This is a genomic window from Serratia sp. EC4, from assembly GCF_059652115.1.
Map to the genome: position 1 here is coordinate 503795 of NZ_JBNIDE010000004.1, position 20509 is coordinate 524303.

21 protein-coding genes and 1 tRNA gene are annotated in these 20509 nt (G+C 50.9%); 8 read left to right on the forward strand and 14 right to left on the reverse strand.

Annotated elements, in window-relative coordinates:
* Nucleotides 1-99 precede the first annotated feature (99 nt).
* From cutA to ACP39K_RS15900, 4 genes are all read left to right on the forward strand, one after another.
* Nucleotides 100-423 (forward strand): divalent cation tolerance protein CutA, encoded by a 324-nt coding sequence (gene cutA, locus ACP39K_RS15885; protein WP_004929657.1) that lies wholly within the window; start codon nt 100-102, stop codon nt 421-423.
* The gene (locus tag ACP39K_RS15890) at nt 399-2123 is read left to right on the forward strand and encodes a protein-disulfide reductase DsbD (RefSeq protein ID WP_089185213.1); all 1725 of its coding nucleotides are present in this window, start codon (nt 399-401) and stop codon (nt 2121-2123) included. The genes cutA and ACP39K_RS15890 overlap by 25 nt, the downstream gene beginning before the upstream one ends.
* Nucleotides 2124-2162: 39 nt before the next feature.
* Nucleotides 2163-2738, forward strand: coding sequence for a division control transcriptional repressor DicD (dicD, locus tag ACP39K_RS15895; RefSeq protein ID WP_015376374.1), 576 nt, complete (start codon nt 2163-2165; stop codon nt 2736-2738).
* A 160-nt stretch (nt 2739-2898) separates the two neighbouring features.
* Nucleotides 2899-2974 (forward strand) — tRNA-Phe (locus tag ACP39K_RS15900).
* A gap of 197 nt (nt 2975-3171) precedes the next feature.
* Here the strand turns inward: ACP39K_RS15900 and ACP39K_RS15905 are convergent.
* From ACP39K_RS15905 to ACP39K_RS15915, 3 genes are all read right to left on the reverse strand, one after another.
* A complete protein-coding gene (locus ACP39K_RS15905) occupies nt 3172-4185 on the reverse strand; it encodes a tyrosine-type recombinase/integrase (protein WP_497008651.1) in 1014 nt (337 codons plus the stop codon).
* Nucleotides 4186-4252: 67 nt separating this feature from the next.
* Entirely contained in the window at nt 4253-5962 is a 1710-nt protein-coding gene (locus ACP39K_RS15910; protein ID WP_497008652.1) for a TraI domain-containing protein, read from the reverse strand.
* On the reverse strand, nt 5956-7404 hold the full coding sequence (locus ACP39K_RS15915; RefSeq protein ID WP_497008653.1) for a UvrD-helicase domain-containing protein: 1449 nt from the start codon (nt 7402-7404) through the stop codon (nt 5956-5958). Before ACP39K_RS15915 ends, ACP39K_RS15910 begins: the two co-directional genes overlap by 7 nt.
* A gap of 666 nt (nt 7405-8070) precedes the next feature.
* Between ACP39K_RS15915 and ACP39K_RS15920 the strand changes: the two genes are divergently transcribed.
* Genes ACP39K_RS15920 through ACP39K_RS15935 form a run of 4 tightly spaced genes read left to right on the forward strand, consistent with a single transcriptional unit; the run spans nt 8071 to nt 12102 of the window.
* On the forward strand, nt 8071-8904 hold the full coding sequence (locus ACP39K_RS15920) for a helix-turn-helix domain-containing protein (RefSeq protein ID WP_497008654.1): 834 nt from the start codon (nt 8071-8073) through the stop codon (nt 8902-8904).
* 6 nt (nt 8905-8910) lie between these two features.
* Complete coding sequence (locus tag ACP39K_RS15925) at nt 8911-9897, forward strand: glycosyltransferase family 9 protein (protein ID WP_497008655.1); 987 nt, start codon at nt 8911-8913, stop codon at nt 9895-9897.
* The gene (locus tag ACP39K_RS15930; RefSeq protein WP_497008656.1) at nt 9890-10393 is read left to right on the forward strand and encodes a putative pterin-binding protein; all 504 of its coding nucleotides are present in this window, start codon (nt 9890-9892) and stop codon (nt 10391-10393) included. The genes ACP39K_RS15925 and ACP39K_RS15930 overlap by 8 nt, the downstream gene beginning before the upstream one ends.
* Complete coding sequence (locus ACP39K_RS15935) at nt 10390-12102, forward strand: ATP-binding response regulator (protein ID WP_497008657.1); 1713 nt, start codon at nt 10390-10392, stop codon at nt 12100-12102. The genes ACP39K_RS15930 and ACP39K_RS15935 overlap by 4 nt, the downstream gene beginning before the upstream one ends.
* Nucleotides 12103-12161: 59 nt before the next feature.
* Here the strand turns inward: ACP39K_RS15935 and ACP39K_RS15940 are convergent, their stop codons facing one another.
* The 11 genes from ACP39K_RS15940 to ACP39K_RS15990 all read right to left on the reverse strand — a co-directional run bounded on the left by ACP39K_RS15940 (nt 12162) and on the right by ACP39K_RS15990 (nt 19765).
* Nucleotides 12162-12851: an N-6 DNA methylase gene (locus ACP39K_RS15940; protein ID WP_497008658.1), complete on the reverse strand. Its 690-nt coding sequence runs from the start codon at nt 12849-12851 to the stop codon at nt 12162-12164.
* A gap of 114 nt (nt 12852-12965) precedes the next feature.
* Nucleotides 12966-13889, reverse strand: a complete 924-nt coding sequence (locus ACP39K_RS15945; RefSeq protein ID WP_497008659.1) for a DUF1281 domain-containing protein — start codon at nt 13887-13889, stop codon at nt 12966-12968.
* A 110-nt stretch (nt 13890-13999) separates the two neighbouring features.
* Nucleotides 14000-14272: a hypothetical protein gene (locus ACP39K_RS15950; RefSeq protein WP_497008660.1), complete on the reverse strand. Its 273-nt coding sequence runs from the start codon at nt 14270-14272 to the stop codon at nt 14000-14002.
* Complete coding sequence (locus tag ACP39K_RS15955; RefSeq protein WP_049209639.1) at nt 14265-14543, reverse strand: TA system toxin CbtA family protein; 279 nt, start codon at nt 14541-14543, stop codon at nt 14265-14267. Before ACP39K_RS15955 ends, ACP39K_RS15950 begins: the two co-directional genes overlap by 8 nt.
* An 11-nt stretch (nt 14544-14554) precedes the next feature.
* Entirely contained in the window at nt 14555-15565 is a 1011-nt protein-coding gene (locus tag ACP39K_RS15960) for an ArdC family protein (protein WP_497008661.1), read from the reverse strand.
* 74 nt (nt 15566-15639) lie between these two features.
* A complete protein-coding gene (locus ACP39K_RS15965; protein ID WP_497008662.1) occupies nt 15640-16242 on the reverse strand; it encodes a DUF3085 domain-containing protein in 603 nt (200 codons plus the stop codon).
* Nucleotides 16243-16328: 86 nt separating this feature from the next.
* Nucleotides 16329-16814 (reverse strand): hypothetical protein, encoded by a 486-nt coding sequence (locus ACP39K_RS15970; RefSeq protein ID WP_497008663.1) that lies wholly within the window; start codon nt 16812-16814, stop codon nt 16329-16331.
* Between the two features lie 73 nt (nt 16815-16887).
* Complete coding sequence (locus ACP39K_RS15975) at nt 16888-17436, reverse strand: hypothetical protein (protein WP_497008664.1); 549 nt, start codon at nt 17434-17436, stop codon at nt 16888-16890.
* A gap of 94 nt (nt 17437-17530) precedes the next feature.
* Nucleotides 17531-17905 (reverse strand): hypothetical protein, encoded by a 375-nt coding sequence (locus ACP39K_RS15980; protein ID WP_497008665.1) that lies wholly within the window; start codon nt 17903-17905, stop codon nt 17531-17533.
* A gap of 88 nt (nt 17906-17993) precedes the next feature.
* Nucleotides 17994-18332 (reverse strand): hypothetical protein, encoded by a 339-nt coding sequence (locus ACP39K_RS15985; RefSeq protein WP_259002778.1) that lies wholly within the window; start codon nt 18330-18332, stop codon nt 17994-17996.
* A gap of 533 nt (nt 18333-18865) precedes the next feature.
* Nucleotides 18866-19765 (reverse strand): integrase domain-containing protein, encoded by a 900-nt coding sequence (locus ACP39K_RS15990; protein ID WP_497008666.1) that lies wholly within the window; start codon nt 19763-19765, stop codon nt 18866-18868.
* Between the last annotated feature and the right edge of the window lie 744 nt (nt 19766-20509).

The following is a 20509-nucleotide window of genomic DNA, read 5'->3' on the forward strand; positions in this document are numbered from 1 at the left end:
GGGGCTGCGGCCCCGGTTTTCCTTCTGGCGATAAACTCGCCTTCTAGCCAATCCGCCTTCAGGGTATAGTGCCCATTCAAACCGATGAGAGGGCTGAAGATGTCTGATTGCGAAGCTGTCGTCATACTCTGTACCGCACCCGATGAAGCCAGCGCCCAGGAACTGGCGGCGCGGGTCTTGGGCGATAAGCTGGCGGCCTGCGCCACGCTGCTGCCCGGCGCCACCTCGCTGTATTACTGGGAAGGGAAACTGGAACAGGAATACGAAGTGCAGATGCTGTTCAAAAGCGATCGCCGCCGTCAGCAAGCCCTGCTCGACACCCTGAAACAACATCACCCTTACCAGACGCCCGAGCTGCTGGTCTTGCCGGTGATGGCCGGAGATAAAGACTACCTGTTATGGATCAACGCTTCCTTAAACTGATTTTGCTGCTCTGCAGCCTGTGCTTCCTGCCGCAGGCGGCGCAGGCTTCGCTGTTCGCGCCGAAGGGCGGCAGCCAGTTCGTGCCCGTCGATCGGGCCTTCGCTTTCGATTTCAAACAGCAAGGCAACCAGGTAACGCTGAACTGGCAGATCCGCCCCGGCTACTACCTGTATCGCCAGCAGATCAAACTGGTGCCGCAGCAGGCGACACTCGGCGCGTTTACCCTGCCCGAAGGGTTGAGCCACAAGGACGAGTTCTTCGGCGAAGTGGCGATTTTCAAACAGCAGTTGAGTCTGCAGGTGCCGCTGCAACAGGCGGCGGCCAACGCCAGCCTCAGCGTCACCTATCAGGGCTGCGCCGAAGCCGGTTTTTGCTACCCGCCGGAAACCCGGGTCATCCCGCTGGATGCGGTCAGCGCCGGCGCTGACGCCCCGCATCCGGCGGCTGCCTCTGAACCAGCCGAACAATCCGCAACACCGGCCAGCCTGCCGTTCTCGCCGCTGTGGGCATTGCTGATCGGCATCGGCATCGCCTTCACCCCGTGCGTGCTGCCGATGTACCCGCTGATCTCCGGCATCATTCTCGGCCGCGACCGGCCGCAAAGCAGCGGCCGCATTCTGGCGCTGGCGGTGGTTTACGTGCAGGGCATGGCGCTCACCTACACCTTGCTGGGCTTGGTGGTGGCCGCCGCCGGATTGCAGTTCCAGGCGGCGCTGCAGCATCCTTATGTTTTGATCGGCCTGTCGGTGCTGTTCATCGTCCTGGCGCTGTCGATGTTCGGCCTCTATTCCCTGCAGCTGCCCTCGGCGTTGCAAACCCGGCTGGCGAACTGGAGCAATACCCAGCGCGGCGGCTCGCTGACCGGCGTGTTCCTGATGGGCGCTCTGGCCGGATTGATTTGCTCGCCCTGCACCACCGCGCCGCTCAGCGCCATCCTGCTGTATATCGCCCAGAGCGGTAACCTGTGGGCCGGCGGCGGCACGCTGTACCTGTATGCGCTGGGGATGGGGATCCCGCTGGTGATCGTCACCCTGTTCGGCAACCGCCTGCTGCCGCGCAGCGGCCCGTGGATGCAGTACGTGAAAGAAGCCTTCGGCTTCGTCATTCTGGCGCTGCCGGTGTTCCTGCTGGAGCGGGTGATCGGCGATCTGTGGGGCCTGCGCCTGTGGAGCCTGCTCGGCCTGGCGTTCTTCGGCTGGGCCTTCGCCCTGAGCCTGAGAAGCACGCGCGGCTGGACGCGCGCTCTGCAACTGCTGCTGCTGGCGGCAGCGGTGATCGCCGCGCGGCCGCTGCAGGACTGGGCTTTCGGCGCCGACCAGGCGCAGCAGGCGGCTCAACCGCATCTGGCCTTTACCCGCATCAACAACGTCGCACAGCTCGATCTGGCGCTGCAACAGGCGCGTGGCAAGCCGGTGATGCTGGATCTGTACGCCGATTGGTGCGTAGCCTGTAAAGAGTTCGAGAAATACACCTTCAGCGACGCGGCGGTGCAAGCGAGCCTGGCCAACGCAGTACTGCTGCAGGCGGACGTCACCGCTAACAGCGCCGAACAAGCGGCGCTGCTGAAGCACCTGCAGGTGCTGGGGCTGCCGACGATCCTGTTCTTCGATCCGGCAGGCCGCGAGCTGACGGCCGAGCGGGTCACCGGTTTTATGAAGGCGGAAGCCTTCAACGCGCATTTGCAGAAAGTGATGCGATAACTGACACTGAAGATCGGAAGTGAATGGGAGGAAGCACAAGTGCAACGTGAACACGTCCTTGATACCGCGCTGGGCCTGTTGGAACAACAGGGCCTGGCGACCGCCACATTAGAGATGCTGGCGGAAAAACTCGACGTTCAGCCCGGCGATCTCAAACGGTTCTGGCCGGATCGCGAAGCGCTGCTGTACGACTGCCTGCGCTACCACGGCCAGCAGATCGACACCTGGCGCCGCCAGCTGCTGCTGGATGAAAACCTGAGCCCGCAGCAAAAGCTGCTGGCGCGCTATGACGTACTGGCGGAATACGTGCAGCAAGACCGCTATCCCGGCTGCCTGTTTATCGCCGCCTGCAGCTTCTTCCCAGAAACGGATCACCCGATCCACCAACTGGCGGAGCAGCAAAAGCTGACCTCGCTGGAGCTGACCCGCGAACTGCTGCGCGACATGGACGCCGACGACGCCGACATGGTGGCGCAGCAAATGGAGCTGATTCAGGAAGGCTGCCTGAGCAAACTGCTGGTAAAACGCCAGCTCCAGGACGTATCGGTCGCCAAACGGCTGGCGGAAGACATCTTGCAGGTGGCGCAGTGCCGCCGCAACGGGGCGTTGAGCTGAATCGGCCGGGTTGGCTGCGCAGCCAACCCAAGGTGATAGCCAGAACAGGCGCATTTTTTGCGCCCTTTGCCTGAAAAGACAGCAACCGGAGGCATTTTAACGTCTTTCACGCATAAAGCCGTTGACGGCTTTCGGCCAATACGGTTTAATGCTGCGCGTTGCCCGGATAGCTCAGTCGGTAGAGCAGGGGATTGAAAATCCCCGTGTCCTTGGTTCGATTCCGAGTCCGGGCACCACTAATTCTGCATGAAAGCACGCTGGTTAGAGGTAACCCTTTAACGGGCGGAACAAAGGAACTAGCAGGTTGATATCGCAGTGTTTTTCGAATTTGCACACTCGATATTAATAACTAGGTTCCTCTTAAAAGGGATGCCTGTGTTTGCCCACAGGCGTCCTTTTCTCGATTACTGGTGATTTTTACAGCTTGTTAAAGTTATGTCAAGGCGTGTCTGCGCCCGTCTTTAACGTTGGGCGCGACATCCATATACAGTGACAATTCATTCTCAAGTGCTTGACCTGTAATCTTCAAATCCAGCTCAACATACTCCATCGTTGTACTGACACTCCGGTGTCCCAGCAGACCTTTAACCATTGCCAAATTACGATCAGGTGACTTCATCATCTCAGTCGCCAGGGTATGCCTGAACCGATGTGGGCTAACCTTAAAACCACACTCTTTTGTTAGTCTGGTGAAAAACGAGCGAACAGGTTGTATTGCCGGCTCGGAGTCAACCTCACCCAATGGCGCCAAGAATCGCGCCACATCGAACAGGTAATCAGCTGGTTCGGCCCCCTGTTCTATTGCGCGCTCAACAAGTATTCGCATGCGGTCCCGGACAAAAGTGACGATAGGAACTAACCACTCGCGATGCGTTTTACTCCCTTCTTTACACAGCAACATCGAGTTTGCCTCAAGATCAACGTCCATCAGTCGTATATGCAATAACTGGTTTTGTCTCATCCCCGTCGAACGCAAAATATCGATAACTGTCCGCCAATACCAAACTGGAAAGAGAGCACATGAGCGGCTTTTGCCCACTTGACGTTTTTCGCGCTCTTCAAATTGCTCTAACACCAGATTAATCCTGACCAACTGATCACGATTCAATATTTTTTTACGCTTACTACCCGGTGGTACTTGCGTTTCGTTTAAGGGGTTCTCCTCCATATTTAACCATTTTTTCTTTATTCCCTGATTGTAAATCGCACGCAAATGGCGAGCCTTATTATTCCAGGTACTCGTGGTAATCCCCCTTCCCAGCATATCTCTACGCCACAAAATCAGCTCTCGATTCGTAACTTCATCCGGTAACGTGTCATATCCAATAAATTTCCTGAAAACGGCGACTACGCGACGATAACTTTTTTCAGTTTCTGGACGTAACGCCTTTGAGAAAAAATACTCTTCGAGCAAAGTTTCCCAATCCATTACACGTGGTATATGCATGATATCTCCCTAGCATAAATAGAAGCCCTGCGAACTTAATATGACCGCAAGACACGATTAATCCCTGTTAAGGGATCACCAGCACCGGACTGTCGTCAGGTAGGTTCCCCCCTCGATAGAGCAAACTTACTTTAACGAGGTAACCTTTGGTTCGTTTAAATGCTCCTGTATGTTCTGATGTTTCATACAGGTGAGCAAAATAAAATCGCTTACCCTTTATTCGTCGATGTATATCCAGACGTTCAAAATCCTCCTGGAGAGCCTCTCGTTTAGAACCATCCAAACCAAACTGCTTCAAATACAAATAAAAAATTCCAGGCACAGTGATAAAAACAAAACCAGAAACAAGATGAACCCTCGCCTCTACAGTGTTGATGAGGATCTGATTAGAATTGAGCCCATCGACTAACCAACGCCAAAAGACTTCTCCGCGAGTTATCCCCTCATCGCCTTCAATACTCAGTTTCTGTGATTGCGAAGAAGCGAGATCTGTAGTTTGAGGGACACAAAATTCGGGAGTTGAAAATGCCGCTTCCGGAGCGATATCATCAATGGCGTCTGACTCCTGGTTTAGTTCTGCAGCTTCAACTGCCTGAGTCACTTCAGCAGTAAGCGTAGGATTATCGGCAAGAAGCGGGCCTTCATCTTCGTGAGGGGCGTCCCCGAGTTCCTGTTCAGACCGGTTCCCCGGAGCAGACATCTCAACCGCCATTAAAGACAACAGAGCCTGCATATCTTCTTCCACACCAACCACCGTTTCTGGCGCCAGGACCATCTCAGCCAAAGGCTTATCGTTGACCGGCGCATCCAGGGCCGAGCTAAGTAACACTTCCGTGAATAACGGTGCATTTTCGTTGGGCTGATCTAATGTCTCTGCCGGCAGTTGCTCCTGAGCGAGAGGAGGATGGATACTGTTGACTGCACCTTGCAAATCAGTCTCGGGTACTGAAGAGGTGATATGTTCTGTCGCCGGCGCCACTGACGGTAAGGTTATTGCCAATGTGTCGGGGTTGGATATCGGCAAAAGCGATACGGCCAAACCATCGCCACGAGCCAGTTTGGCCGCCTCCAGAGTAATATCGTCAATTGCAGGTAATGTGCTCGGTTGCCTGGACGCTATCGTCATCAACGAATGTATCGCCGCTGGTAGTGTTGACAACCATTCAATAAGGTCTTCAGGGAGCAGTCGTGCCGCAATCATTGCACTCTGACTGCTGGCCAGAGTCGGTGCTAACGGAGTGGCTCTGAAGCGAAAACGGTAAGGTTCACCCGGCACCGTCAAACCAGGTAACCAGGCTCGGCCACTTTGAAGCTCACCCTGCAGCTGAGTCAACAGCGGCAGGTAGTGCCATAGCGCTGCATAAAACACCACGACATTCCACTGCACATTCTGGGCGGATTGTTCTTCGGGCGCGGCCCCTGGGGGCAACATGTGCCCTTTGGCCAGTCGAACCGCATACGTCGTCGTCTGCAGGGTAACATCGACCAGTCCTCCTTCCCTGGCATACTCCCCCTGGGACGCGGCCGGAAGTACCTGCATCAGCGTAACAAGCTGCTTCAAGGGTTGCTGATAGAAATGTTCATAGAGATCTTTGGGGAGAGCGCTGTTCTCCCACAGCTGCTGTAAACACTGCTGACGAGAGGCCGTGCTCAAAAGCTGCTCTGCGGATGCCGGCATAAAATAACCTACAGGACATTGAGAGGCTGAAATGCTTGCCGTTGGATTTGCCGACATAACCCGGGTTCCAACCAGCAGTTCTTTGATAGCCTTCAGCATGCCAGGTCTCCGGCGATATCATTACCCTCGTTGTCCATCAACACCTGGAGCAATTCATTCAGTACCAGCGTTTGCCGGGCCCGGGTCACAGCGACATACAGCAGGTTGGTTTCATCGGTACGTTCGCTGTCGGCCATCAGAGGATCTGTGATATCGGCAAAATCATGATTCAACACCACCACAGGCCACTCCAGCCCTTTGCTTCGATGCGCCGTCGAAACGGTTACCTGAGCCTGGCGTTCATCAGTCACTGCATGCTCGCGCATCACCTGCAGCTTTTGTGGCAGCGGGAAGTACTGTTCGAGTAACCGCAGGCCTTGGTTCATTTCAACATCCCGGGTTGCTCTGGCAACCGACTCAAACTCCTCAAAGTTGCGGTATTCTCGCGCCAGCAGCGGAGATTTCATCCGCTCAGGCATGTCAGCCGAGAACCAGTACAGATCTTCCAGTTCTTCCGTTTTATAGCCGCTGATACCCCCAACCCAGTAGACCTTCTTCCCTGCTAGGCTGGCATCCAGCGCAGCGCCGATGACCCCCGCCACCGTTCGGCTCAATATGGCAACAGGCTGCCCCTTCACGTCATCAGGTATGCACCCAACAACCCTGTCGTTTCCCCCCTCCCCGACCACAGACATCGTTTCGCCTTGCCGGGCAAGCAGCATATTGGCCACCTGGGCCACGGCAGGACCAAAACGGAAACTGTGAGTCAGGTAAAGTCGGTCCGCATCGGCCAACTCAGGAGCATCGAGGGCATTTTCCGCGCCACGGAATCGGTAGATTTGTTGATGCCGGTCGCCAACCAACACCACATCACAGCCCTGCGCCAGTACCAGTGACTGCGTCACCGGATTCGCGTCTTGCCCCTCGTCAAACAGGAGCGTCTGCCAGCGTTTGGAAAGGTCGGGCTGAGAGAGCTGATACAGCTTGAGGTAAACGTCATGGGTGACAGGGAAAGTACCATCCTGGCGTGCAGACTCGCGCCAAAGCAATTGCGCCGCTGCCAGGATTTTATCGGGCGACAAACCACTGCGTGAGTCTTCATCAGGCAAGTGTTGCAAACCCAATTCGCCATCCCCACTGCAGAGGAAAGTGTTAAAGGTCGTGATAGATGTGCGTGCCAGCGGCCAATAGCGGGTATTGAGTTGGCGAGCAACGTCAGTGATCCGCAGGTTAGCTGTCAACCGCCGCTGATAATGGCGCCCGAAGTTAGGCCAGGCCAGCTGATGCGACGTCTTGCATTCAACGTTAAAGGGGAATTTTTGCTCGGCCTCATCCCTGACTGCACGGTTATAGGCAAGATAAAGCATCCTGCGGCCCGGATTTGCCTGGGCAAACCGAACCAGCGTGGACGTTTTGCCGGTGCCGGCAAACGCCCTAACCACCAGGCGATGGCCGGACCAACCAATGATGGCGGCCTGTTCAGGTGTATCACAATAAGACATAAGCAGCACTCCGTAAAACTTGACCGGCGCTTATCCTGCGCAGGTCAGTACAGCCAGTACCACAGAAAAACCTTTTCCCGAAAGAAATAGATTCCCGCAGTCAGCCGTTTTCAGGTTGATAGACAGCTATCAACCCCTCATTGCTGGAGTCTCTTAGGGCAAAAACAGTGGGGGAGCCTATACCTCCGAAGGCAACCCCAAAGCTAACAATCTATTGTTTTATTGTGTTTTTATCAGGTTTCCCTGGTGCCAAGAACAACAAATATCAGGTGATTTTTATTACGGGGCGTTCCGACGATTCACAAAATGCATCTACAAATGAAATGTCCACCCTCATGATTTTTGCGCATCCCTCCGCATCGTTTGGTTATTCCCCAAACGCTGAGTGGGCGCTTTCTCTGGTGTTGTGCGCTATAGCATCACCTGAGCGTTATGCTCTCCCGAAAGGAGATGAACATAACGCTTAGAAGCCTCAGTTAAGCACCGCGAGCCTCCACACTCAGACTTCTTTTTAACAACCAAGATGACTCACTGTCAATTAAAATGACACTATAACGATTATTTAAATCATTTTGAGACATGGTAGAGTGCGGATTTATTGAAAAAAACAACTTTGAGTGTACAATGATGGCTATTTTTTAAACCGAAACAGGCTGAAGGTGGGAGATGGCAATCAACAATAAAACTGCCCTGGGGGAGGTCATTGCCAAAGCGATGACGATGAAAGGCATTCCAAAACAAAAACACATTAGCCACACCAGCCGCGTTCTGGAGATCACCATAGCTGCAGCACAGAAAAAGATGAGCGGAGCGTCAAACTGGGAGGTATCGCAGCTGGTTAAAGTGGTTGACTCTATCGGTATGACAACGAGTGACTTCTTCGACATCTATAATTATTCAGTCAGTGAAGTGCATGATGCAGTCTGGAATGATGGCAAGAACCATGTTAAATGCAAAATATATTTATCCAATGTGAAAACCAATGATACAACTGAATATTCAGCCGTAAAAATAAACGATGAATGGGTTGTTTTTCACACTAACGATATAAAGGACGATGTCTTATTTGAGTCGAAGCGCAATATTGATATAATTCAACTCTACCCTCAAAAGCAAAGTCTAAAAAAACACCGAATCGCCATTCTTGATGATGACAAAAATATTGTAGACAGTCTCAAAGAAATAATTGCCAATAATGAATATCTCGTTGATGCATTTTATGACATTGAGTCATTAGAAGAACGTCTGATAAACACCCCTTATGATGCCTACATCCTGGATTGGGTCGTTGGGGAAAAAACCGCTTTCAACACGATAAAAGAGATAAGGAAGACAGAGAATAATAACGCCATGATACTGGTTCTTACCGGGCAACTGCCTGGAATTGTAGATAGTGAGATCGCCAGCGCAATAAATGATTATGATATCACTGGTCCTTACGAAAAACCGATAAAAGCCAGTGTAATAAAGTCATTGGTGGATAAACACTTCCCTGAGTGAATGATTATGGATGATTATTTGTTGACGTATACAGGCAGTCTATTGCTTGACGGAAGATACATTGTATCGCCCTATGGGGTGAGTAAAGAAAGCACCAGTGGTGATATTTCCCCACTGAACACCCCTGCTATTTTCAATAACGCAATCAATAAAGTTTCCGTAGACTATTCAAAGGTCAAAAGCCTGACGGTCATCAATGGATTAGGTGTAACGCTAGGTGACTCAGTTGTCGGAATATCTGCGCTGCATGCAATAAAAAAAACCAACCCAAACATTGTCATCAGAGTCATTCGTCCAGAAAATTGTCCTGACTATGTTAATGAAATTTATATGCTCGCAAAGCATATCATAGATGACATTTCCTATATGCCGTTTGACATTACCAATTTTTCAGACTCAGACCTCGTTATAGACATAGGGAATCAGCTGTACTGGAAAGATTTTGATACATTGGAGATGCACGATTTCTTTTTAAGAAATCTGGGCATAGAGCACAGCCAGGTTTCAACCTCGTTAAAAAGTAATACCTGGCTCAATAACTCGTTCATTGAAGATCTGAGCCTAGGTGAGTATGCTCTGTTTTGTCCTTACGCAAGCACAAAAATAAGAAGTATCCCCGCACAATACCATAGGAATATCATCTCTTATTTGAGTGACAGGTTCAGAGTTAAAGTCTTTGGTTTCAGTGAAATCAGTCATGAAAACTATACGAATATCACAGAGCTGTCAAAAAATACCACATGCTTCGCCTCCATCATTAAAAATGCAAAGCACCTTTACACCTGTGACTCGGCAGCCCTGCACATTGGCGCAGGATTTAACACGCCCACCACATGTATATTCACTACAGTGAAACCTGAGTTCCGTAGTTTATACTATGAAAACTGCAAATCCATTTACATAGGGAATGATGAAACAGAGGGCGTGCATAATAGTGAAAATGCATACTTACTTGATTTAATCAATAAAGAGTTTGAGGTTTATTATGCGTAAATTGATGTCATCAGGCATATTCTGCCTAGTTACTTTATTCATGCCCCCCCCTTCTTTCTCGAAAACAGGAGATATCTATATTGACGGAGATATTACCCAAAAAAATTACGGAACAGGGTACATTTTGACAGCAGCGGAATTTAACACACTAGAAAAACACCACATAAAAACAACAACATCCTGGACTGAATTGGGTCACGTCGTGGATTTCGAAGGCGTAAAATTCAAAGACTTGTTAAATGTTGTCGGCGCACGTGGGAAAACCTTAAGAATGAGGGCATTAAATGATTACTGGGTTGACATACCGGTCTCTGACGTCGAGCAATTCGATATGCTGCTGGCGAACAAAATGGATGGAAAGCCACTGAAAGTAAGAGACTTTGGCCCATACTTCGTCATTTACCCGATGGACAAGTTTTACGGTAAACTCAATACTCCCGTTTATCAAGCTCGTCATATCTGGCAGGTAAGCGGCATAACGGTATTAGACAAATGAAACTAAAAAAGCTCATCATTCAGTACTTATTGGTTTTCCTGGTGCTAACAGGTGGCTTTGTGTGGATGTATGAGCAATACTTTTCCACGAGCCATAATATTAACTCCGCGGGTCCACAAGAAAACTATGCCTGGGCAATTGCAAAGTTTGCTATCAGATTGGCTGGATTTAATGCCAAAATTGAACACCAGTTACGGTTAGGAATCGATAACAAAGACGAGTTGCAAAATGAATTGGATCTGCTTTTCTCAAGCTCTAACGTGCTACTCCATAAAAGTATATCAACCAGATATTTATATGACGAAGCCGGGTATGCTGGAACGGTTGAACAAATAAATTCAAATCTGGAGAAAATCGACATCGAATTAAAAAAGGAAAACACGAACTACTCGAACCTACTCAAAAGCATTGAGTTAATAGGTCTGGAAAACAAAGAGCTCATCGTTATCTCGGACCATGCTGAAGTCAGGCAAAGAGACATTATACAGCAGGATTATATAAATAAAGCCAACTCGATGCGGTTTCCCATTGCCATCCTGTACTTTATATTTTCACTAATGCTGTTCATTTCATATCGGCAGGTTAAATCAATTAACAAACAATTAGAGTCTGAAAAGAAATCATTTAACAACAAGAATGCATTTCTTGGTGTGTTAGGGCACGAATTGAGAACTTCACTCCAGGCAATAATTTCATCGGTGGAGGTGATCACCCAGCAAAAAGACGTCGTAACATTCTCTCATTTTGAGCGATTAGAGAATGCTGCAATGAAAATGGAACGTCAGATGAAAGACCTTGCTGAATTTGCCAAAGTTGACAATGGCAATGTTGAAATAAAAACCTCATCATTCAACTTACATAAACTCGTGCATGACACTGTCGAGCAAAGCATCACTATTTTGAATAAGAAAAACATCAGCGTAAGCATAGATGAAATTGAAGATATATATGTAAAAAGCGATCCTTCCAGGATTATGCAAATCATAGAGAACATTGTCACCAATGCCATAAAATATACTGAGAATGGAAATGTAGAGGTAAGCGCAGTCATCCGCGACAAGTCCAGACTGGTCATTATGGTAAGAGACACGGGCCAGGGTATTCCGAAAGATAAAATTGATACGATCTTCTCTCCGTTCATCCGGGTTGGCGGCAACAACAAGGTTCCCGGCTTTGGAATGGGATTGGCCATTGTCCACGGTGTTGTTAAAGCCATGAACGGGACTATTGATGTAGAAAGTGAGATTGGCAAAGGGAGCACATTCACAGTTTCATTACCGATTGAGTTTTCAAAACATGAAGAAGCGGGCATCCACACCAATATAGATAATATTACTTTTTCAGCCAAAGGGATAAGGATTTTAATAATCGATGATAATGAAATGGCCTGTGAATCATTGGTGTCAATTCTTCAGCATGAATTTATAGTCGAGTATACGATCTCCCCAGAACGGGCTTTGGAGAAATTATATAGGAAATCCTTTGATCTTGTTTTTAGCGATCTGCAGATGCCTATAATGACAGGTGATGACTTATATAAAAGAGTCAAAGAGAATAAAGGGCCAAATAAAAATACGCCATTCATATTCATTAGTGCATATACGAGTGAAAGCCCAATCAAAGATGTAGCCATTTTAACTAAGCCGGTCAGACTAAATGATATCAAAAAAGCTATAGAATCAGTCTTGGCCAAGGATCCCGCCTCGTAAAATATGCCTATTAATTAATACGTCTGAAAGATAATCGCCCCAGTCAGGGGCGATTGTTGTCAACTAATCGCTTTAAACTCTCTAAGCGTCTGTAATCGAAGTGGCCATTGTTCTAACCAATGCATCGGGGTACACATCACCAATCGCCGTTCATCTGCCAGTGCATTCCCCAACACAACCTCTCCAGGAATGCCAAGCGAAGACAACTGAATATATGCCATCGACATCGCTACCACATCGATATCAACGCAGGAAACCCACATATGCTGTGAAGGTATGTACCCCAACGCCTGAATCTCGGCCGCAGCGGCGATCATCATGGCGCCGGCACCACACGCAGGCTCACTGATCGTCACGAACGATTGAGTCAACAACCGTTGCTCCAGTCCGGTGAATTGCAGTTTGGCCATCATGGATGCCACACTCCAGGGCGTAAAAAACTGCCCACGATGTTTATCACCAAGCTCCAGACTCATGAAAGCCATGCCCAAAAAATCACAAGGTTTAGCGGCCAGTGCTATTCGTACCAGAGCAAGTAAGTGCGCCAGGCGTTCGACATCCTCACGTTCATACCCTTTGATGAGCAACATGTACTGCTTCTCCAGCGCGTCGTCCGGACAAAAGCGGTTGTGTATTGCTATCGCGCCGCACTGAACAAAGTCAGAAAAGACCTTGTACCGGTGATGGTAGCGTGCCGTTTGGCCAAAGAGGCTGATGAATTGGTTTTGTGCTTCAGTAAACGTCAGCATGGTGAACTCCATTAATAAGGGAGTTCACCCGCAGTGGGAGAACTCCCCCACGGGGAAAAAAAGGCCACCGGGATACCGGTGGCCATAGGTTAGTGCTTCAGCAAAAAACGGTGATTAGCCGGCTGCTGCATTCGGTGACATGGGAATAGAATCCTTGTCGGCGTAGGTCAGGTGGATCACCTCACCGGCACCAACCTCAGCCGCTATTCGTCCACCGTCAACATGCTCACCGCGGTCGTAGCGATCGTAGCCGCTGCGTTCCGCATCAGGTATATACCAGGTATGTTCCACCTGGCAGCTGAACAACTCAGACACTCTCCCGATAACCTCGCCGGCTGGCGGGTACCACGGAGAATCGAAATGTACCGTCAACGTGTTGATGCCATCACGTACGCAACCGACATTATGGCCGGCCGGCCACTCGACGCCGTATTGCCGACCGTAGAGATCAGTAGTGGACGGCACATCACGCAGCAGCCCGCCTGAACCATTCAGTTCAGTTGCCAGACGCGTCGGGATCAACATCAGCATATCGCATGGCGCGGTATACTCAGGCATCACGCTCAAACGTTCCCAGCAGATGCCGGCATCGATGTCAGGGCTCTCCCCCACCAGTCCGAACCAGTCGGCATATTGGCGCGACAGTACATCCGCCATACGCTCCTTCGCGACGTTGGGGATGTTCTCCCATTTCACCGCATCGATACCCGACTGACGGTAGAGTCTCTCTATCAGGCGAATGTTCTCACCCGTTAACGACACATCTGCCTTCAGCAATCCGAACCAGTGTTCAAAGGCCAGGTTCTGAGGCGATGCAATCCCCGGCTGCGTTAACAGTGCCGGGTAAGGCACATAAACACCGGGTTTTGTCGTCGCCGGCTTCAGTATGCCGGCACACCCGGCCAGGAACAGCCGGCAGCTTTGTTGAACAGCATGACGGTAGTCAGGAACCACATGGCCATTGACCCATTGCTGCAGTTCATCAACAAAAACGGATTGGCCAGTGATCACTAAACGGTTATTGCACCAGTTCGACATGGTCGTTCTCCTCTTCTTACAAGAAAAAGAGGGAGCTTTCCCCAGCGGGGGAAAGTCTCCCCCGTTGGGTTAGGTGTTACCTCATGATGGCCAGGACGCTGATCCTGTCCTTAGTGGGCTTGCTCGCCATAGTGAGCCCGGTATACCTGATGTTCGTCGCCATTAGCGACCAATCCCAGCTGTACCAATATTCCGCGCTCCCACGAGCCCGGACGTCGGCTACCATCGGCGATACTCGCCAGAATGTAATGGATCAGGCCCTCGACATTCTCAAGCTGAACAGCGGCACCACAGGTCTGCTGAAGCTTCAGCATGTAGGCCAGCTCGCTGGCAATCTCAGAGTCAACGGTTATCTGTAGCCCCTTGTTGGTGGCTTTAGTCATCGGTTATCTCCTGTTCTGTTTCACCAATCACGCCCAGTTCCTCCACCTGGCGCAGATACGGTGATGATGAGGTAAAGGGATTGGCGCCAAGGCGTACCAGGTGGTATTTATCCACCAGGTTGTTGATCGCCTCAAACGGCCGTACTCCCGCTTCCTGTAAAGCCATCACGCACTCCGCTTCACACAGATCGGTATCGTTTAACGCAAGGCCAAAATATTTGGCCAGTAACCTGCCGGCAATGGTCTGCCAGTAACGTTGTTCAATCGTCATCACCAGACTCCTCATGCCGCAACGGCTGGATCGGTTGTCACCGGGTTCGCCAGGGGTTTCAGCAAAAATTCTGACGCCTCACGGGCCTGTTTGGCCGCACGAAACAGCGCGCGCTTATCTTCACGCAATACCTTGAGCCAGTGCTCAAGGTAGCTGTCGTGCTGGATGTCACCAAAGACGCCAAGCTGCGCGCACATAAAAGCACTGCCCAACTCGGCCACCAGTTCCTCAAACGCGTATACCGGGTCGCCGAATCGCCGGGAAGAAGACGTGATCCCTTCCCGGTTAAGCCGTTTAGCATGGCCGGTGCTGTGCACCAGTTCATGCAACAACGTTGACCAGTAATCCGCCTCAGTTCGAAATTGCTGAGCCTGTGGCAGGACAATCTGGTCCCGGAGTGGGGAGTAAAACGCCCTGTCCTGGTAGACCTGTTCAACCCGAACACCGCAGGCCTCAACGAGGGTGTTAACCTGAGCCTGTGTTTTCGCATCAACCAACGCATTACCCTCATCCGTCTCGGTTGCCGGCATAACGCCGACAACGGTCTCCGGGAGGTTGTCGCATTGGGCAACGTTAAACAGGTACAGCGGCTTCAGCATGGGTATTCGCGTTTTCAGCTGTTTCCCCTCTTCGTCAAACAGCTGCCGGCCATCAGCATCCTCCACCTGCTTATCCCAGGGTTTGAATACCACAACCAGGGTTGCCGTTTCGCCGGCACGTACATGACCACCGACGGCTTCCGCCTGCTTATAAGTCAGCCAGCGATTGGAGTGAAAACCGCGTTCTTCCGCAGCTATCCACAAGAGCAGCACATTTACGCCGCTGTAGTGGTAACCCGTCGTGCCGTTCTGCGGCATGACAGACCCGGTATGAATCCGGTTCCGGTCAGTCCGCCAGGGCTTGCGCCAGGGTAAGGTGCCACGCTCGATGGCGCCGATGATACTGTCCGTTACCTGTTGGTACAGGTCTGGTCGTTCGCGACGGGCTTTGGCCGGCCGGCGTGATGGTGATGTTTTCTTCATGGAATGCTCCTCAATGAAAAAGGCGCATTCCTCCCCTGGCGGCGAAGAATACGCCCCAGGGGACAGAAAAGTGGTTAGAAAGCGGGGTAACGCAGCGCCCCTTTCGGGTTGACTGTGTCAATACGCTGTTTCAGCCTTTCGAACATAGCCTGGTAATCGTCTCGATCGGCAGGCTTTGCCCGCTTGCAATCGGTATGACAGGCTGTGGCCAGCAGGTTTATGGCCCGCTCACGCCAGTGTTTAAACTCATCCTGGCTAACGCAAACCGAGTAATGGACCTCGGCCAGCTGCAGCATGCGCGCGATCACCCGGCGGTAATCGGCGACGCACACCCAGTTAACCGTGGCAACGTGCATATAGACCGTTTCGGGTAACAGATGTATCCAGAGCTCATGCCCTTGCGACAGTATTCGCTCGATACAACTGTTGTTCAGCATCAGCTCCTCGCCAAAATCGGCGCCGCCGGCAAGCTGCCGGGACGTTTCATACCAGGCCTCATCCTTATCGGGATGACACCCGTCGGCATACGCCAGGTGTTTGATACGGCCAGTGGCGTTTCGCTCGCCCACAGCTGGCATCAGATAGACGCCGTTGTCATTGGTCAACACCAACGCACACTGATTGGCGCGCACTTCAGTCACGACGGCGCGCAGTTCTGCAGGGTTAAAATGCAACATGGTAAGTCTCCTGAGTTGCGGAGACGGACTTCCCCCAAAGGGAAAGCCCCTCCAGGGAAATGAAACGTTATGGCCAGTGGGTGGTGTTACCACGAAGCCCGGAAGTAAAGGTGGTCCCGACTGAAATCAAAACCGGCAAGCACGTTGTTAACGTACGCCTTCAGCAAATCGACTTGCGTCCAGTAAATACCGCCGTAGTCACGACATTCAGAAGGAAACTCATCATGGCAGTTCGCTTCATTCAGCCGCGACAGACACAAATCCAGCATCTGGATGTCATTGCGGTCGAACGCCATCAGCTCACCGCTTTTGACGTCGCCGACACTGTTGGCCACCCAATGCATCAACGCAGTAAACCCGCGAAAATGACAGGTGTGAACCAGCAGCGGCGGATGGTAGTGGTTACACGTTTTGTGGTTGTATATTCGCGGCGCCTGCGCACAATCACCGCCGTCCTCCAGCCACGCTGGTGAACACGGCACCCAGTCACCGACGGGTGTCCAGTCGCCGTTTATCGGCAACATCGGATAGTCAGCCTTACGCTGACGGAAAAAGTTGATATCCAGCCCCATGGGTCACTCCTCTCGGTAAACAGGCAGGAGCTCCCCTGCAGGGAGGCCCTGCCGGGTAAAATGCGCGCCTTAATCAGGCGACGCGTTGAGTTAACTTTCTGCGTTGGGACAACACCTCATCCATCCACGTAATCACTTGCCAGTGGTACGGAAGGTCGGCATTACACAAACTGTCTCGATACCGTTCAAGGTGCAAACAGATCGAGCTATCCCCCATCGTCGCAGCGTCAACGTATCCCGGAGCTGAAAGCGCCGGACGCTGCAGATGATGACGCAGCCATAGCAGCGGTTGCTCCCAGCCTGACTGGCGGGACAGCTCCCGCTCAATGCGCACGCATCCAGGACACAGATTGTGTATCAGGATGAGTACCAGGCGGTTAAAAAAATCCGACGTCTCATCCCCGAGGGCAATCTCCTGCACGGGCAGGTTATCGGCCGGCCATGACGACAGGCGGATACCAGAACCTGCAAATGCGCCTCCGGCAAACAGCTGCCCCGCCGCATCAATACCTGCAGGTCGTGCAAATGCCGGCAGCAACCAGAACATCTCGGTCACCGCCAGGGTAAAATCAATCCACGCGTCCTGGGACGGTGGTGCGTCAAAATACACAGTAGTACTCACGATAAATCCTCCGGAAACAAAAAATGGGGGGATTTATCCCCCGGACGGGAATAAATCCCCGTCAGGGTGTGTGTCTGTCAGGCTGCAGTGCAGATCACCAAACCTCGAGCTCGCCAATCGCAATGTCAGCTTCGACATCGCGCTTGCCTTGCTCCACGGCCTGCGCCCAATAAGACGCGTGAATATCTTTGCTCAGTGTATCCAGGTGAGCCATAAGTGCTTGCCCGTTAGCGGAAAGCGTCGATATATAGCCGTACTGCATGACCAGCAGGAAACCACCAAAGGCCTCTCCCGCATTGATAACGGCATTTTCCACATCATTCAGCTCAGTGGGATTTTCACGTTCAAGACCCAGTCCCAGACGCTGGCAAGCCCGGATACTCATGAGCTTGCCTTCAACCAGGCAAAGGAAATGAAACGCATCAAGCACGGTTTTTAAGTCAAGTACGTTGGGTAACGGGGTATGCATCGATAAATCCTCCATAAAATGCCGTGGGATTTATCCCCATAACGGGTGTAAATCCCCGTCAGGGTATTAAGTGGGTAAACCGACCGCTCTAAAAGCGGTAACGCAGTCTGGCCAAATGCTCAGCATGTTGGCTGGCGAGTCGGTAAGCTTTTCTGCGCTCGGTATGCTTGCAAGACAGCACAACATGGGTGCTTGCGTAGGTATATTCGCCTTTGTACCAACCTTTGCGCAGCGTCAGTAACGCGCTGACCGAACCATCATCACTGCAGATAACATGCGCGCGAACGGCAAAATTACCTGCTGCATTGACGTACCAGTCAGTAAAACGCGGCGGCGCCATGCGAAAAGGTATTCGCTGGACAGCCGATTTGACACGGTGCAGGGTTGATAAGAAATCAGGAACAACTGAAGAAGTAAAAACAGACATGATGTTTCTCCTGTAAAAAAGGGAAACACCGCTCCCAGGGGAAAGGTATTTCCCCGGGGGATCAGATTGCAGCAACCGCAGTCGTTATGACATCGGTCAATACCTTCATCACCGTTAAGTGATCCCTGTTCTCAAAGGTTAAACAGGGTTACCGCCACAGGGGCTTCCTCTTTCAGGCTACGAGGATATTCGCAGTCGCCCGAAGGCGTTTCTCACAGACCGCTGAAACTTTGGTTGGCACTCACCCGAAGGCGCTTCTCACAGAGTGCTGAAGCATTGGCTGGTTGTCCGAAGACAACGAGTAAGCATGTTTATTTTCCGAGCAAATTGCTGATCTGTCAAGAGGCCATGCGCACCTGTTTTTGGATTAATATTTCCTATTATCCTAATAACGTAACATCTCAGTACCATTATCATTTTGAGGTCGCAGCCCTGTGAGAGCTGCGACCTTATGTACGAACCATCATATTCACGTATACCGTTGAGAAAATTTTAAATTAATAAAATCCCGCACACTGAATGCGATTAATCCGTTACTCCACATCACCTTTAAAATAGACTTGCTTAATATAACGCCCTCGGCCATCACCATGGCCCAAATCCATCGATACCAATGCCTCCGCTTCTACACGACTCATTCCATTTTTAACATGATGAGTCACCGCATCGCGTGAATAAGCGTATCGCAAACTATGGGGAGCATCTTTCCCTGTCATTCCTGCTTCACGTACAATATTTCGATAACGTTCTATTGCTGTATGCAATGAAGGCTTATCAATCAGTTTCCCATTGTGATCATCACAATGTTTTATTGCCGCTTCTAAAATAGATAAAACCTTCTCACGATTAAAAATGGTCGTATCGCGAGGACGACCGCCTTTCGTGCCAAACACAACCCGAACACGCTCGTCGCCATTAATTAAAGCCTGCCGCCATGTTTTTAATGACTTTGCTGACTGAACCGTTTCTTCCGTTCGCAAACCTACATAGCGAGACAACTGAACACCCAATGCTACCCCTGCATCTTTTTTTAAGACGTGATTTATGACAGCAGTTAATTTTTCATCCGAAATAGGAGCTTTTGTCCCATCACGGTTAGCACCTGAAATCCCGAGAGCCTGGTTGCTCAATTTCTCATGATTGGGATCAGCCAGTTTATTCCGACCCGCAGCTGACATGATTGAGCGCACAGCTGCCATCTCGTTTTGCAATGTGCGAAGCGATATATTTTCAGCCTGCCGGCTACGAATGTACTTTTCGACATGGGTCGTCTTGATGTGTTTTACATCCCGAATTTGAATATTTAACTTTGCCAGACGTTCAGAAAAACGGTCTGCAATTCTGGAACGGTCAGCAACGGTTTTAAAACTCCCTCGTCCCTGACGAGCTAGCGTGACAAGTTGTTTTCCCAGCTGTTTACCGAATCTGGACATCTTAACATCTCCAATGGGATACACGTCCTTCTGCTTTAAAAGAAGCAGACGGATCTGTACCCCAGTAATTTCAACCCCGACGACACGGTTGCTTTTGCGCTTCCTGCGTCTCGACTGGTATCTGTGCATCGGGGCGGCGAAATGTTGAGTTCTTGCGAGGCACCCCAGATCTCTGATCCGTTTGCTGCTAATGCAGAGCTGACTTTCGTCAAGCTGCCTCCAACACTACTGTCCGTAGTGTCGCCATCGATACCGAGTCGATTTCCTCCTTTTAGATAGTGAAACGTTCAAAACGGGTTTCCCGTCGTAGTTACGTTGAAGTGAATGAGTGTTTAAAACCGTACTGACACGGACTACATGTTGGTCAGATGGTAGTAAAACGTTGAAAGCCACGTTGTGCGTGGGTTGAGACGTTATGCGCTACGCGCGTCACTTGGTAGTGTCTTCGCCACTTCACAAGTGACGCGCGCTCCTCTGCTCCTAATGAGACTCACGTAAGCGGCCAAATGTACCAAATGGCCTTATACGTGCGTTCAAAAGTCGCATCGTTAGCAACTCGTCATAAAAGATAAGAGAATCAAACCGTTGAAGCGTAGAACATCGCCATGGCGAGCTCTATAGCTGAAAAACGTAGTACATACGTTATTGGTGAAAGGAACCGTACCAGGACTGGCGCGGTTGAGTCGCAAATGAACCTTCATCACTGCCGTGATCTCCGTTCTCAAAGGGTAAACGGAGGTACCG